The sequence below is a fragment of the Streptomyces sp. HUAS TT11 genome (genome assembly GCF_051553595.1).
GTDB lineage: Bacteria > Actinomycetota > Actinomycetes > Streptomycetales > Streptomycetaceae > Streptomyces.
Genome location: NZ_CP196184.1, coordinates 7209556 through 7224323, shown reverse-complemented (window position 1 = coordinate 7224323; position 14768 = coordinate 7209556). Strand labels below are relative to the sequence as shown.

The following is a 14768-nucleotide window of genomic DNA, read 5'->3' as shown; positions in this document are numbered from 1 at the left end:
TCTTCACACGGCGTTCACAGGTGTCATCCCGGCCCTGATGTCCGCCGCGCGAGGGTCACTGTCGGTGGCGTACGGCATGATGCGGAAGGTGACCCGACGCCTGATGCTCCTCGACACCGCCTCGCTCTACTTCCGGGCCTACTTCGGCGTCCCGGAATCCGTGAAGGCCCCGGACGGCACGCCTGTGAACGCGGTGCGCGGACTGCTGGAATTCATCGACCGCCTGGTCCGCGACCACCGTCCGGACGACCTGGTGGCCTGCATGGACGCCGACTGGCGCCCGCAGTGGCGGGTCGAGCTGATCCCCTCGTACAAGGCGCACCGGGTGGCGGAGGAGCACGAGGGCGGTCCGGACGAGGAGGAGGTGCCGGACACCCTCTCGCCCCAGGTCCCCGTCATCGAGGACGTCCTGGACGCGCTGGGCATCGCGCGCGTGGGCGTCGCGGGGTACGAGGCGGACGACGTGATCGGCACGTTCACCGCCCGGGCGGACGGCCCCGTCGACATCGTCACCGGCGACCGCGATCTCTACCAGCTGGTCGACGACGCCCGCGGTGTGCGCGTGCTGTATCCGCTCAAGGGCGTGGGCACGCTCCAGCTGACCGACGAGGCGTTCCTCCGCGGCAAGTACGGGGTGGACGGGCCCGGTTACGCGGATCTGGCGCTGCTGCGCGGCGACCCGAGCGACGGGCTGCCGGGGGTGCCTGGCATCGGCGAGAAGACGGCCGCGAAGCTGCTGGCCGAGTTCGGCGACCTGGCCGGGATCATGGCCGCGGTGGACGACACCACGTCGAAGCTCACCCCGGCACAGCGCAATCGGCTCGACGAGGCGCGGCCGTACGTCGCGCTCGCGCCCGAGGTCGTACGGGTCGCGGCCGATGTGCCGCTCCCCGATGTGCACCCCGGCCTCCCGCGCACCCCGCGCGACCCTGCGGCACTCGACGGGCTGGCGACCCGCTGGGGCCTCGGCGGCTCACTGCAGCGCCTGCTCACCACGCTCGGGGCGTGACCCCGCCCCGCGGTGCAGCGGGCCCGGCAGAGCCGTTCCGAAGCCTCCTCGCACACCGCCGGGTGACTCAGCGGCCTGCCCCGCCGGGACAGGCCGTCCGGTGCACTTGGCGCGCCGGGCTCCGGACGTGAGGGTTCCGACGAGATGTGGTCATCAAGGCTTCATGGGAGAGGTGTTAACGGCCCGGAGATGCTAGGTTAGGTAAACCTAAGCACGTGAACTGGGAGGCCGTCATGGCAGAGCGCCCGGCAGCCAGGGCCCGCAAGGCCCACTCCGCGCAGGTCATCCGCACGGAGAGGCTGACCCCGCACATGCAGCGCGTGGTGCTCGGTGGCGGGGGCCTCGCCGATTTCACGGTGGGCGACTGCACGGACCACTATGTGAAACTGCTCTTCCCTGCCGAGGGCGTCACCTATCCCGAACCCTTCGACATGCAGCGCATCCGCGAGGACTTCCCCCGCGACCAGTGGCCCGTGACACGGACGTACACCGTGCGGGCGTGGGACCCCGAACACCGCGAGCTGACGCTGGACTTCGTGATCCACGGCGACGAGGGTCTCGCCGGCCCCTGGGCGGTGCGCGTCCAGCCGGGCGAGACCGTGCGCTTCATGGGCCCCGGCGGTGCCTACGCCCCGGACGCGGGCGCCGACTGGCATCTGCTCGCGGGGGACGAGAGCGCCCTGCCCGCCATCTCCGCCGCCCTGGAGGCGCTGCCCCGCGGAGCCGCGGCGCACGCCTTCATCGAGGTCACGGGCCCGCAGGAGGAGCAGAAGATCGACTCCGAGGTGGACGTGGTCTGGCTGCACCGCGGCGACCGGCCCGTCGGCGCCGCCCTTGTGGAGGCGGTCCGCGCGCTGCGGTTCCCGGAGGGCCGGGTGCACGCGTTTGTGCACGGTGAGGCCAGTTTCGTGAAGGAGCTGCGCCGGCTCCTGCGGGTGGAACTGGAGATCCCCCGCGAGCAGATGTCCATCTCCGGTTACTGGCGCCTCGGCCACAACGAGGACGGCTGGCAGGCGTCGAAGCGGGAGTGGAACGCCCGCATCGAGGCGGAGCAGGAGCGCGCCCGGCAGGAGGGCGCCTCCGCCGCATGACCGACCGCGAGCGGCGGCACCGTGCCGGTGCCGCCGCTGTGTCGTGCGGTGCTCACACAGAGCGCTGGTACGACCGGAAGGTCCGGATCGACAGCCACACCGCGACCGCCGAGAGCCCGAGCAGCGCTCCGCCCCGGCCGGCCACGGCACCCCAGTCCGGCTGCTCCGACATCGCCGAACGCCCCGCCACCATCGCCCAGTCGAGCGGATTGAAGTCGGCGATGTGCCGCATCCACGAAGGCATCTGGGACGGCGCCATGAAGGCCGTGGACAGGAACGTGAGCGGGAGCAGCAGGAAGGTGTTGATCCCGATGATGGACTCCCGCTCCTGCACCAGCATGCCCAGCGCGTTGGACAGCGCCCCGAAGATCGTGCCGAGCAGCACGGCGGCGAGCACGAGGATCGCGACCCCGCCGACGCCGCCCGGGCAGTGGGCGCCACCGAGCAGCCCGAGCAGGACGATGATCACCGACTGCAGGGCGGTCACCAGGCCGTTGTGGACGACGTTGCCGTTCATCAGCGCGGCCCGGCTGACCGGGGTCGTCAGGAACCGGTCGAGGGTTCCGCGCTGGATCTCCTCCAAAGTGCCCATGCCCGCCCACATGTTGGAGCTGAGCGCGCTCATCACGACCACACCCGGCACGAGGTAGTCCAGATAGGAGGCCGTGCCGAAACCGCCCAGTTCCACGACCTTCCTGAACAGGCTGCCGAACAGGAACAGCCAGATCACCGGCTGGATCAGGGTGATGATCGCGTATGCGGGCTGCCGCGCGAACACCATGAGCTGACGTTGCGTCATGTACCAGGTCTGGGCCACCGCCGTGCTCATCGCGCACCTCCCGCGAGGGCGAGGCGGCCCGCCGCCTCGGCTTCGACATCGCAGTAACGGCGCCCGGCGTAGCGGAGATAGACGTCGTCCAGCGAGGGGCGGGCGACGGTCGCTGCGGCGACCCCGACACCTGCGCGCTCGAGTGCCCCCAGCAGCGCGGGCATCGCCGCGGCCCCGTCGTCGGCGCGGACGCTGACGCGGCTCGCGTCGAGGCGCGTCTCGTTGATGCCCGGCAGTCCGGCGAGGGCGCCCCTGAGCAGGGTGCTGCCGGCCTCGCCGAGAGGTTCCCGCAGTTCCACATGGACGGCGTCACCGCGGAGTTCGCCCTTGAGCGAGTCCGGGGTGCCCTCCACCACGATCCGGCCCCGGTCGACGATCGCCACCCGCTCGGCGAGCCGGTCGGCCTCTTCGAGGTGGTGCGTGGTGAGCAGGACGGTCAGTCCCTCTTCGCCGGCCAGCCGGCCGATCTCGTCCCACATGGCGGTGCGGGCCTCCGGGTCGAGGCCGGTGGTGGGCTCGTCCAGGAAGAGCACCTCGGGCCGGTGCACCAGTCCGAGCGCGACGTCGAGACGCCGGCGCATGCCGCCGGAGTAGCCCTTGACCTGACGCCCGGCGGCGTCGGTGAGTGAGAAGCGTTCGAGGAGCACGGCGACGCGCTCGTTCAGTGCGCGGCCCGTCAAGCCGTGGAGACGGCCCTGGAGCTGGAGGTTCTCACGACCGGTGGCCACCGGGTCGGCGCCGGAGTTCTGGGCGACCACACCGATGGCCCGCCGCACCCGGTCGGGGTGGCGCAGCACATCATGGCCGGCGACTGCGGCCGAGCCCGAGTCGGGGCGGGCCAGGGTGGTGAGGATCTTGACGGTGGTGGACTTCCCGGCGCCGTTCGGGCCGAGGAGCCCGAGGACGGTGCCCGGCTCGACGGTGATGTCCATGCCGTTCAAGGCCGTGACATCACCGGGGTAGGTCTTGATCAGCTGACGCGCCTCGACTGCGGGCGCTCGGGTGGTCATGACGACAGCTCTCCTGTGGTCGGCGGACGACGACCGGTCCGCGGTGCCGCGGACGGGCCGCCCTCCTGATGAGGGATGACTGCTGATCCACGTGAGGAGTGCCGGGCTATCCTGGGTGTGCCGCACCTCGATCGCCTGGATGTGCCTCACGGCGGATTCAGCTCGGGGTTCGAGACCCTGGCGGGACTGCTGCAACAGCCCTGCCGGGGTTTTTTACTTGCTCAGTGACTACGGTCTGCCGGAATCGCCGCCTTCCGGCTTCGGGTACTCCTCGGGGAACTCCCCCGTGTCGTGGAAAGCCCGCCACTCCTTGACTCCGGGCAGCGCGCCCGACCTGATCTCCGCGAGGAAGCCGCGCACCCACGCGGCTTCCGCCTCGATCATGTGGAGCTTGTACTCGGTCTCGACGAGGAAGAGCCGCGGAAGCGTCTCGTACAGCTTCTCCAGCCCGCCGCGCACGCCGGCGGCCCGGACCACCAGGGTGTCCAGCCGATCCTCGAGCAGCCGGGCCACCTCGTCGGGGTGGAGCACGGCCATCAGTGACAGCGCCGACTCGAAGATCGGGTACTCCTGCACGGGGACGGCGAGCAGGTCCGACAGCCACTCGGTGGCCTCGTCCCGCCCGGCGTCCGTGATGCCGTAGAGCGTGCGCTCAGGACGGTTGCCCTGGCGCTGCACCTCGGCGACCTCGACGAAGCCGTGCTTCTCCAGGTTCTGGACGACGGTGTAGAGCGAGCCGTAGTTGATCTTCAGACTGGTGTCCTTGCCGCGACGGCGCAGCGTCTGGGCGATCTCGTACGGATGCATCGGCCTCTCGGTGAGCAGCACCATGACCGCGAGTGCCAGTGGATTGCCGAGCTTGCGGCGCTTCGTCGCCATGGGGTGTCACCTCGATCGCACTTCTCCACCGAATATCCGCCACCGAACATATCGCGACCGTGAAGTGCCGGTCAAGATACACGATGTATCGCGTATCCCTACGATGCGCCGTCCCGCGCCGGACCACAGCGGCGTGCGGGCGGCGCACACCGGACGCGGGCGGCTTCCGGATCCCCCGCCGAACGGCTGCCCGGCGGACGCCGGCCCTGGGCCGGATCGCCCTCGACCCGCGCGTGCAGGTGCATGTCGTGCCAGCCGTCCGGGTGGAGCAGGGCGCTGCGCTTGGTGCCCTCCAGGGCGAAGCCCGTCTTCGTGGCGACGCGGCAGGACGCCTCGTTGCGCACGGAGTGCGTCAACTCGAGGCGGTGGAAGCCGACGCCGAAGGCCCAACGCGCGAGCGCGGTCACCCCGCGCGGTGCGACACCCCGGCCCCGGGCGGCGGCGACCGTCCAGTACGCCACCTCGGCCGTGCCGTCACCGAGCAGCATGTTGCGCAGCGCCATGCGGCCCAGCAGTGCACCGGTGCCGGGGTCCACCACCGCCCACTGGGCCTGCCGCTCTCCCCTCCACGACCTCACCCACTCGGCTATCCAGCCGCGCACCTCGTCCTCGGAGCCGGCGTCACGGATGTGCCATTGCTGCAAGGCCGGGTCCTGGAACGCCTCGTACACGGCGGGTGCGTCGGCGGCCGTCCAGGGACGCAGGACCAGTCCGTCACCGGTGATGGTGGGCTGTGCGGTGCGGGCGAGGGCTCCGGGCGGCAGAACGCCGCTGATCAGGTAGGGCATGCCCGACATCCTGCCAACCGCCCGCCACCGCACCCGGCGGATTCCGGTCGTCCGAGCGTGGTACCGGGCCGGCCGCGGGCATCGGCGCGCGATCCCGTTCCGCCCGTGCCCGCGGCCCCTCGTAGGCTGGGCGGTGATGCGACGCAAGACCCCGGCCCCGCCCTCTCCCCTGCCGCAGCGCGACGGGATCGATCCCGTGCGGGTACGGCTGCCCTTCGACGGGGGGTGGGCCACCGTGCGGGATCATCTCGTGGCGCGGCTGGCCGCGGGGGACGGGGTGATCGACGGCATGCTCGACGCGGGGCTGATCGTCGGGGCGGACGGACGGGCCGTCACACATGACGCGGCGTACGTACCGGGCATGTATGTGTGGTTCCACCGCGCGCTGCCCGACGAGGTGCGGGTGCCCTTCCCGGTGGAGGTGGTGTACCGGGACGAGCACATCGTGGTCGCCGACAAGCCGCACTTCCTCGCCACCACCCCGCGCGGCAGCCATGTCACCGAGACCGCCCTGGCCCGGCTGCGGCGCGACCTCGGCGTCCCCGCGCTGTCCGCGGCGCACCGGCTGGACCGGCTCACCGCGGGGCTCGTCCTGTTCACCGTGCGGCCCGAGGAACGCGGCAGGTACCAGACGCTGTTCCGCGACCGGAGGGTCACCAAGGAGTACGAGGCCGTGGCGCCCTACGCCCCCGGGGTGCCCCTGCCGCGCACCGTGCGCAGCCGGATCGTCAAGGAGCGCGGGGTGCTGACGGCCCGCGAGGTGGTGGGCGAGCCCAACGCGGTGAGCCGGATCGAGCTGCTGGAGCACCGCGCCGGACGCGGACGCTACCGCCTGCTGCCGCACACCGGGCAGACCCATCAGCTGCGTGTCCACATGAACGCGTTGGGGCTGCCCATTCTGGGCGATCCGCTCTATCCGGTGGTGGCCGACCCCGAGCCGGTCGGCGAGTTCCGGCGCCCGCTCCAACTGCTCGCGCGGGTACTGGAGTTCACCGATCCGGTCACGGGGCATGCGCATCGCTTCGTCAGCGGGAGGGTGCTCGAGGCCTGGCCGGCGTACGAGTCATGGGCCCGTTGGACGCCGTCCGCCCCTGCGCGGGGGCCGGCGCCCGACGGGCCGTGACGACGCCCGTCCGCGGCTCACTCGCCCCGCCACCACCGCACCAGGCGCTGCCACACGCCGGGACGTTCCGGCGGCGCCGGCGGAGCGGAGGGCACCGACGGGACCGGTGGAGCGGCCTCCGGGACCGGAGCGGTGACCGCGGACCCGGGCGTCGTGACCAGCCATCCGGGGCGCTGATGCGGCATCGCGTGCGGGGACGGCCGCTGGGTCGTGTCCTGCGGCGGCCTCGGCTCGAACCGCACCGGCAGCTCCACCAGATGCCGCGACGCGATGGACCCGGTCCACTGCAGTGCGTCCTCCCCGCAGTCGAGCCGGATGTCCGGCAGACGCATCAGCAGCGCGTCGATCCCGGTGTCGGCGATGGCACGGCCGACGTCCTGGCCCGGGCATTCGTGCGGCCCGCCGCCGAAGGCGAGGTGGGAGCGGTTGCCCTGCATGTTGGCCGAGAGGTCGGGCCGCACCCGGGGGTCGACGTTGCCGGGCGCGATGCCCAGCAGGAGTCCGTCGCCCTTGCGGATGCGCCGGCCGCCCAGCTCGGTGTCCTGCTTGGCGTAGTAGCCGAGAATGCTGCTGAAGGGCGGCTCGTCCCACAGGGACTGCTCCACGGCCTCGGGCACCGTCATCTGCCCGCCGTTGAGCTGGGCCCTGAAGCGCGGATCGGTGAGGATCACGCGCAGCACGTTGGCGAGGAGGTTCGCCGTGGCCTCGTAGGCGGCGATCAGGACGACCCGCAGATGCTCCCGGATCTCGCCGTCGGTGAGCGCGGCCGGGTGGTTGACGAGGTGGCTGGTGAAGTCGTCCTCGGGCCGGGCACGGCGGCGGGCGGTGAGCCGGGTCAGCGCGTCCACGATGTACTGGTTGCTGGCGATCGCGGTCTCGGTGCCCTTGAGCATGTCGCGGGCGGCGTGCACGATCCGGTCGTTGTACTCGTCCGCCATACCGAGGACCTCGCACATCACCGCCATCGGCAGGTGGTCGGCGAACTGGCCCACCAGATCGGCCCGGCCCGTCTCGCAGAAGCGGTTGACCAGCATCTGCGTGGCGCGGTTGATGTAGCGGCGCAGGCCCCGGTGGTCGATGGTCGAGACGGCGCCGGTGACGGCGCCGCGCAGCCTGAGGTGCTCCTCGCCCTCGACGTGCGAGCAGATGGGCTGCCAGGCGAAGTGCGGGCTCAGCGGGTGGTCCGGCTTGACCTCGCCCGACCTCAGCGGCGCCCACACACGGCTGTCCCGAGTGAACTGCGCGGGTGACCGCACCATGTGCAGATTCTCGCTGTGACCGAGCACCACCCAGATCGGGACGTCGTCGTGGAGCAGCGCGGGCGCCACGGCGCCGTGTTCGGCACGCATCTTCTCGTACAGGGCCCCCAGGTCCTCCGACTCCGGACCGTACAGCCGGTGCGCGCCACCGGGGCCGCGGCCGTGGGCCGGGCAGCCCGGCGGAGGTGTGGGGGTCGAGTCGTCCGTACCGGTGAGGTCCCTGCCGGTCAGGGAGTGGGGTTCAGGCGTCACGATGGTCACTCCGAAGCTGAGGTGGATCCGGTGTCGGGGGGGACGGGATGTGCGGACGGGTGCAGCGGGGTGCGGGCGACGGGCGCCGCGATCAGACGGGTGCGCGGGCCGTCGCCAGCGAGTGCAGGAAGTGCATCAGCGTCGTCAGGACGTCGCGGCTGGAGGCCCGGCGCCGCGCGTCGCATTCCACGATCGGGATCTCGTCGGACAGGTCGAGCGCGGCGCGCAGCTCCTTCAGCGGGTGACGGGGCGCGTCCGGGAAGGAGTTGACGGCGACCACGAAGGGCACGCCGCGCTCCTCGAGCCGGCCGATGACGTCGAAGCTGACCTCCAGACGGCGGGTGTCGAGCAGCACCACCGCGCCGAGGGCCCCCGCGAACAGGCCGTTCCACAGGAACCAGAAGCGTTCCTGGCCCGGGGTGCCGAACAGGTACAGCACGAGTTGCTCGGTGATGCTGATCCGGCCGAAGTCCATCGCCACGGTGGTGGCCGTCTTGCTGTCGGAACCGAAGTTGTCGTCGACCCCGATGCCCGCCTGCGTCATGGTCTCCTCGGTCGTCAGCGGTCTGATCTCGCTGACGGCACCGACCATGGTCGTCTTGCCGACCCCGAAGCCGCCCACGATCACGATCTTGACCGCTGCCTGTGCCGTGTGGGGCAGGCGGTCCTCGGCCCGTGGACCGGGGACGGGGTCAGAGCTTTTCCAGTCCATGCATCACCGCTTCGAGAAGGGAACGGTCGGATGTCGCCTTCCGGGCGACAGGGACGCGTGCCTGGACCAGTTCGGCCGCCAGCAGGTCGGTGAGCAGGAGGGTCACAACGCTGAACGGCAGGCTGAGGTAGGCCGAGATCTCGGCCACGGACAGGGGCGACCGGCACAGCCGGAGCAGCGCCGACTGCTCCGGCGTGGCGGTGGGCTGCGGGTCGGCGCACGCCACGATCAGGGTGACCAGATCGATGGCGGCCCGTTCGTCCCCGTCGGTCGCGCCGGTGAGGATGTACAACCGCTCGGGTTGCCGCTGCTCAGCCTCCTCTCCGCCGGGGCCCGCCGGGGCGGGCTCCGGCGGCGGCTGCGGCTCGGGGTTGCGGCGACGGCGTCGCGGAGGCGTCATACGGCCTGCCCGTTGCGCCGCGGCGGGCTGGTGAGATGGGAGCCGATGCGCACCACGAGGTCCCGCATGCGGTTGCTCATCAGCCCGGCCTCGGCGACCGTGTCCGCCAGCACCGCGAGGTAGGCGTTGGGACCGGCCGCCATCATGTAGAAGTAGCCGCCGTCGATCTCGATGACGACCATGCGCATCCGGCCGTCGCTGTCCGGGATCTCGGCCGCGACCGCGCCCGCGAGGCTCTGCAGTCCGGCACAGGCCGCGGCGACACGGTCTGCCGCGTCGGGTTCACCGCCGTAGCGGGCGATGCGCAGACCGTCGGCGGAGAGCACCACGACCTGGTGCACGCCCGGTACGCCGTCGGCGAGTTCCTTCAGCAACCAGTCGAAGTTTCCTCGCTGCTGGATCACTTGAGGTCCCTCTCGTCGTCGGCCCGGGCCGGGGCCGGCTCGTCGTCGGTGGATGCGTACGGGGCGTCGGCCGGAGGGCCGGCGGAGAAGGCGTTCGGGTCCGGGTCGGCCTTGAGCCCGTTCATGAAGGCCTCGACCCACAGGCCGGGGGCGGGCTCCTCCTTCTCCGGCTCGGGCCCGGGCGTCCACGGGGAGTGCGTCGAGGCCTCCGCGGCGGCGGCCGCCGCCTCGACCGCGGCTGCCTCCGCCGTCCGCCGGCTCAACGGGATCTTGACGCGGCTGCGGCGCTGCGGCAGACCGCCCGGCGTCCACTCGGTCACGACGGGGACGTCGTCCTCCATCGCCGGATGCTGCGGGATCCGGGGGCCGGTGGTGGGCCGCCGCTTCTTGGACTTGCGCTCGGGGCCCTTCACCCCCTCGTTGGCCAGGGTCGGCACGGAGGTGGCGCCGATGCCGTGGGCGAACCCGGGGGCGGGGTCGGTGGTCAGCATGTCGTTGGGGACGACGAGGATGGCGCGGACTCCGCCGTACGCGGACTGCCGCAGCGAGACATGCATGCTGAACATCGACGACAGACGTCCGACGACGGCGAGGCCGAGGCGCGGTGCCTCGCCCAGTTCCTGGACGTCCACTCCGGCCTGGGCCTCGGCGAGCAACCTCTCGACCTTGGCACGGTTCTCCTCGCTGAGGCTGATCCCGCCGTCCTCGATCTCGACGGCGATGCCGGTCTGCACCTCGGTGGCGGTGACGTGCACCTTGGTCTGCGGCGGCGAGTAGCGCGTGGCGTTGTCGAGCAGTTCGGCGGCGGCGTGGATGATCGGCTCGACCGAGATGCCCTTGATGTTGACCTTGGCGATGGAGTGCAGCTCGATGCGGCGGTACTCCAGGATGCGGGACATCGCACCGCGCAGCACGCTGTACAGCGGGACGGGCTGCGGCCATTGACGGCCGGGGCGGCCGCCACCGATGACGGCGATGGAGTCGGCGAGGCGGCCGATCAGGGCGGTGCCGTGGTCGATGCGCAGCAGGTCGTCGAAGACCTCGGGGTTGCGGCCGTGGTCCTCCTCCATCTCCCTGAGTTCCTTGGCCTGCTGGTGGACGATGGCCTGGACACGGCGGGCGATGTTGACGAAGGCGCGCTGCGAGGAGTCCCGCATCGCGATCTCCCGGTCGACGATCTGGAGCAGGGTACGCAGCAACTGCCGCTGCGGGCGGGACAGTCCGCGGAACCGGGGATGGGGGTCGACGACCGTGCGGATGACCTCCGCGGGGGAGACGCCGCTGCGCAGGGTGCTGAGGGTCCGGGGCAGCACCTCGGTGCGGAAGTACTCGGTGTCCTCGTCCTGGGAGGCGATGCGCTGCTCCAGGTACGCATTGCGCTGGGCGAAGTCGGCGCGCAGGGCGCGGAGGGTACGGCCACGGCGTGCCGCCACTGCCGCGACGGCGGTCACCAGGACGGTGGCGACGGCTCCGCACCAGCCGACGGCGATCCGGAACTGGTCCGGTACCACCGCGGCGGCGGCCCCGGTCATCGCCGCCGTCAGTACGGCAGGAACCGACAGCTCGCGCGCGTAGAGAAGTTCGCGGCCACCGGGAGGCGATTGAACACTCACCATGTATGCCCTCTGAGACGATTCGGCTGGTTCGCGGACGCTGGGGAGGAGAGGCGGGATGGTCACCGGATCAGATCCGGACAAACACGAACTCTTCATAACGTTTAGGAACAAGCGCACGAATACATCTCAACCCGGTGCGCTGCGGGCGAGCCTAATCCGGGCGGATCATCGCCGTGTCATATTCGGCAAGCACCTGAAATGCCCGCGAGCCAGGAGTACGCTCGCCTGATTTGCACACTGCGGAGCCGTTCGAACACACCACGTCATGACGTACTGGCGTACGGAACAAGCCGCCCCGGCGGGTGCGATCCCCTGCCGTGAAGGCGACTTGAGAAACCGTCGGCCACCTGCCGGAACATGCGCCCGACCGGCCGGACGACGCGTGGACGCGGTGCCCGGGACTCTGCACCGGCAGGGCCGAGCCCGGGCCCCTCGGTGACCGAGGGTGAGACGCCGCAGCGGCGGTACGGTCGGCCCGGAGCTCACGGGAGCTGCCGGGCCGACCGTACCGCCGCTGCGGGTACTCAGGCGTGTGCGACCGTCACCCCACCGAGGAGTACGCCACGACGCCCCGCAGCAGCCCGTCCACCGCCTTGCGCGCGTTCTTGGCAAGGGTCGAGCTCTCGGCGGGGGCGGCCGCCGCGATCTGGCCGAGGACGTCGATGACCTGCTTGCACCAGCGGACGAAGTCGCCGGCCGGCATCTCGGCCTCGCGCAGGACCTCGTCGAGGCCCTTGCCGCCGGCCCACATGTACGCGGCCCAGGCGAAGCCCAGGTCCGGCTCGCGCTGCCCGACACCCTCGGTCTGGGTGATCCGGAACTCCTCCTCCAGAGCGTCGAGCCGGCCCCAGATGCGCACCATCTCGCCGAGCGCGGCCTTCGCCCTGCCCGACGGCACCTTCGGCGCCATCGCGTCGTCGGCCATCCGGGACTCGTACACCAGCGCCGAAACGCACGCGGCCAGTTCGGCCGGGGTGAGCCCCTCCCAGACGCCCTCCCGCAGGCATTCGCTCGCCAGCAGGTCCAGTTCGCCGTAGAGCCGCGCCAGGCGCTTTCCGTGTTCCGTCACCTCGTCGCCGCGCAGGTAGTCCATCTCGGTCAGCAGCGCGACGATACGGTCGAAGGTGCGGGCGATGGTGTTGGTACGGCCTTCGATGCGGCGCTCGAGCTGGGAGGTGTCGCGCAGCAGCCGGTGGTACCGCTCGGCCCAACGGGCGTGGTCCTCACGGTCGTTGCAGCCGTGGCAGGGGTGAGCACGCAGGGCCGTGCGCAGCCGGGCGATCTCGCGGTCGTCGGCGGCCGCGGCCCGCCTCTTGCGGTGCCGCTCGGACGGGATGTGCCCGGCCTTGCTGCGCAGGGCGGAGGCCAGGTCGCGACGGGACTGCGGCGAGCGCGGGTTGAACGACTTGGGGATGCGCATCCGCTCCAGCGGCTCGACGGGCACCGGGAAGTCCATGGACGCCAGCCGTTTGACCTGCCGTTCGACGGTCAGGACCAAGGGGCGCGGGCCGTCGTGCTGTTCGAAGCCACGGTGGCCGTTGGAGCGGCCGGCGGGCAGACCGGGGTCGAGGACCAGGGCGAGACCGGCGTACTTGCCGGTGGGGACGTGGATGACGTCACCGGGCTTGAGCTTCTCCAGGGCGACGGCGGCCTCCGCGCGCCGCTCCACCGCGCCCTGCCGCGCCAGTTCCGTCTCGCGGTCCTTGAGTTCGCGGCGCAGCCGGGCGTACTCCTCGAAGTCGCCGAGGTGGCACGTCATCGACTCCTGGTAGCCCGCGAGGCCTTCCTCGTTGCGCTGGACCTGACGGGAGATGCCCACGACCGACTTGTCGGCCTGGAACTGCGCGAAGGACGTCTCGAGGAGTTCGCGCGAGCGGTGCCGGCCGAACTGCTCGACCAGGTTCACGGCCATGTTGTACGACGGCTTGAAGCTGGATCGCAGCGGGTAGGTGCGCGTGCCCGCGAGGCCCGCGAGGTGCTCCGGATTCATACCGCGCTGCCACAGGACCACCGCGTGGCCCTCGACGTCGATGCCGCGCCGACCCGCGCGGCCGGTCAACTGGGTGTACTCACCGGGGGTGATGTCGGCGTGCTGCTCGCCGTTCCACTTGACGAGTTTCTCCAGCACCACCGAGCGCGCCGGCATGTTGATGCCCAGCGCCAGGGTCTCGGTGGCGAACACGGCCTTCACCAGGCCGCGGACGAAGAGTTCCTCGACGACTTCCTTGAACGTCGGCAGCATGCCCGCGTGGTGGGCGGCGATGCCGCGTTCCAGGCCCTCCAGCCATTCGTAGTAGCCAAGGACGTGCAGGTCCTCGGGCGGGATCGAGGCGGTGCGCTCCTCGACGAGGGCGCGCACCTGCTCACGCTCCTCCTCGTTGTTGAGCCGCAGTCCCGCGTACAGGCACTGCTCGACGGCTGCCTGGCAGGCGGCCCGGCTGAAGATGAAGGTGATCGCGGGCAGCAGGCCCTCGGAGTCGAGGCGCTCGATGACCTCGGGTCTGCCCGGAGTCCACACCCGGGCGCGCTGTCTGCGCTCCCGCTCACGGTCGGCCTCGCGCATGGCACGGCCGCGTCTGCGGTCCGTGTAGGACGGGCGGGTGGCCTCCGTGCGGGCGAGGCGCGCCAGATCGGGGTTGACGGCCTTCTTGTGGCCCTCCCCCTCCTCGAACAGGTCGTACATCCGGCGGCCGGCCAGCACATGCTGGAACAGGGGTACGGGCCGGTGTTCGGAGACGATCACCTCGGTGTCGCCGCGGACCGTGTCGAGCCAGTCGCCGAACTCCTCGGCGTTGGAGACGGTCGCCGACAGGGACACCAGGGTCACCGACGCGGGCAGATGGATGATCACTTCCTCCCAGACGGCGCCGCGGAAGCGGTCGGAGAGGTAGTGCACCTCGTCCATGACCACATAACCGAGGCCGAGGAGGGTCTGCGAGCCCGCGTAGAGCATGTTCCGCAGGACCTCGGTGGTCATGACGACGATCGGGGCGTCGGAGTTGACGCTGTTGTCGCCGGTCAGGAGGCCGACCTTGGCCGCGCCGTAGCGGCGGCTCAGATCGGAGTACTTCTGGTTCGACAACGCCTTGATGGGTGTCGTGTAGAAGCACTTCTTGCCCTGCTTCAGGGCGAGGTGGACGGCGAACTCGCCGACGATCGTCTTGCCGGAGCCGGTGGGTGCGGCCACCAGTACGCCCTTGCCGGCCTCGAGTGCCTGACAGGACTCGATCTGGAAGGGGTCGAGACCGAAGTCGTACATCTCGCGGAAGGAGGCGAGGGCGGTGGCCTGCTCGGCAGCCCGCTGGCGGGCTGCGGCGTACCGCTCGGCCGGTGAGAGGTCCTCTGTCATCGTACTTTCGAGCGTACCGGGCGCCGCTGACAACAGGACGATCATTA

Annotated in this window: 12 protein-coding genes and 1 pseudogene; 3 read left to right on the top strand and 10 right to left on the bottom strand. The window is 71.1% G+C overall.

The features are described from left to right. Positions 1-64: 64 nt before the first annotated feature. On the top strand, positions 65-1009 hold the full coding sequence (locus tag ACSHXN_RS32285; RefSeq protein ID WP_355135553.1) for a 5'-3' exonuclease: 945 nt from the start codon (positions 65-67) through the stop codon (positions 1007-1009). A 233-nt stretch (positions 1010-1242) separates the two neighbouring features. Then, positions 1243-2100 carry a siderophore-interacting protein gene (locus tag ACSHXN_RS32280; protein ID WP_355135527.1) on the top strand — a complete coding sequence of 286 codons (858 nt, stop codon included), beginning with the start codon at positions 1243-1245 and terminating at the stop codon, positions 2098-2100. 52 nt (positions 2101-2152) lie between these two features. On the opposite strand, the gene ACSHXN_RS32275 is transcribed toward ACSHXN_RS32280, so the two are convergent. The 4 genes and pseudogenes from ACSHXN_RS32275 to ACSHXN_RS32260 all read right to left on the bottom strand — a co-directional run. Next, a complete protein-coding gene (locus ACSHXN_RS32275; protein WP_355135529.1) occupies positions 2153-2929 on the bottom strand; it encodes an ABC transporter permease in 777 nt (258 codons plus the stop codon). Further along, a complete protein-coding gene (locus ACSHXN_RS32270) occupies positions 2926-3939 on the bottom strand; it encodes an ATP-binding cassette domain-containing protein (protein ID WP_438304629.1) in 1014 nt (337 codons plus the stop codon). Before ACSHXN_RS32270 ends, ACSHXN_RS32275 begins: the two co-directional genes overlap by 4 nt. A gap of 228 nt (positions 3940-4167) precedes the next feature. Further along, positions 4168-4818: a PadR family transcriptional regulator gene (locus ACSHXN_RS32265; protein ID WP_356112950.1), complete on the bottom strand. Its 651-nt coding sequence runs from the start codon at positions 4816-4818 to the stop codon at positions 4168-4170. Between the two features lie 215 nt (positions 4819-5033). After that, positions 5034-5606, bottom strand: a pseudogene (locus ACSHXN_RS32260) (GNAT family N-acetyltransferase); the annotation flags it as partial. A gap of 136 nt (positions 5607-5742) precedes the next feature. Between ACSHXN_RS32260 and ACSHXN_RS32255 the strand changes: the two are divergent. After that, positions 5743-6729 (top strand): RluA family pseudouridine synthase, encoded by a 987-nt coding sequence (locus ACSHXN_RS32255; RefSeq protein WP_356112952.1) that lies wholly within the window; start codon positions 5743-5745, stop codon positions 6727-6729. Between the two features lie 17 nt (positions 6730-6746). Here the strand turns inward: ACSHXN_RS32255 and ACSHXN_RS32250 are convergent, their stop codons facing one another. The 6 genes from ACSHXN_RS32250 to ACSHXN_RS32225 all read right to left on the bottom strand — a co-directional run bounded on the left by ACSHXN_RS32250 (position 6747) and on the right by ACSHXN_RS32225 (position 14766). Further along, entirely contained in the window at positions 6747-8240 is a 1494-nt protein-coding gene (locus tag ACSHXN_RS32250; protein WP_355135537.1) for a cytochrome P450, read from the bottom strand. A gap of 91 nt (positions 8241-8331) precedes the next feature. Then, positions 8332-8952, bottom strand: coding sequence for a GTP-binding protein (locus ACSHXN_RS32245; protein ID WP_356112954.1), 621 nt, complete (start codon positions 8950-8952; stop codon positions 8332-8334). Next, on the bottom strand, positions 8933-9352 hold the full coding sequence (locus ACSHXN_RS32240) for a DUF742 domain-containing protein (protein ID WP_355135541.1): 420 nt from the start codon (positions 9350-9352) through the stop codon (positions 8933-8935). Before ACSHXN_RS32240 ends, ACSHXN_RS32245 begins: the two co-directional genes overlap by 20 nt. After that, positions 9349-9756: a roadblock/LC7 domain-containing protein gene (locus ACSHXN_RS32235; RefSeq protein WP_355135543.1), complete on the bottom strand. Its 408-nt coding sequence runs from the start codon at positions 9754-9756 to the stop codon at positions 9349-9351. The genes ACSHXN_RS32240 and ACSHXN_RS32235 overlap by 4 nt, the downstream gene beginning before the upstream one ends. After that, on the bottom strand, positions 9753-11372 hold the full coding sequence (locus ACSHXN_RS32230) for an ATP-binding protein (protein ID WP_438304626.1): 1620 nt from the start codon (positions 11370-11372) through the stop codon (positions 9753-9755). Before ACSHXN_RS32230 ends, ACSHXN_RS32235 begins: the two co-directional genes overlap by 4 nt. Positions 11373-11913: 541 nt before the next feature. Continuing rightward, positions 11914-14766, bottom strand: a complete 2853-nt coding sequence (locus ACSHXN_RS32225; protein WP_355132622.1) for a DEAD/DEAH box helicase — start codon at positions 14764-14766, stop codon at positions 11914-11916. Positions 14767-14768 lie beyond the last annotated feature (2 nt).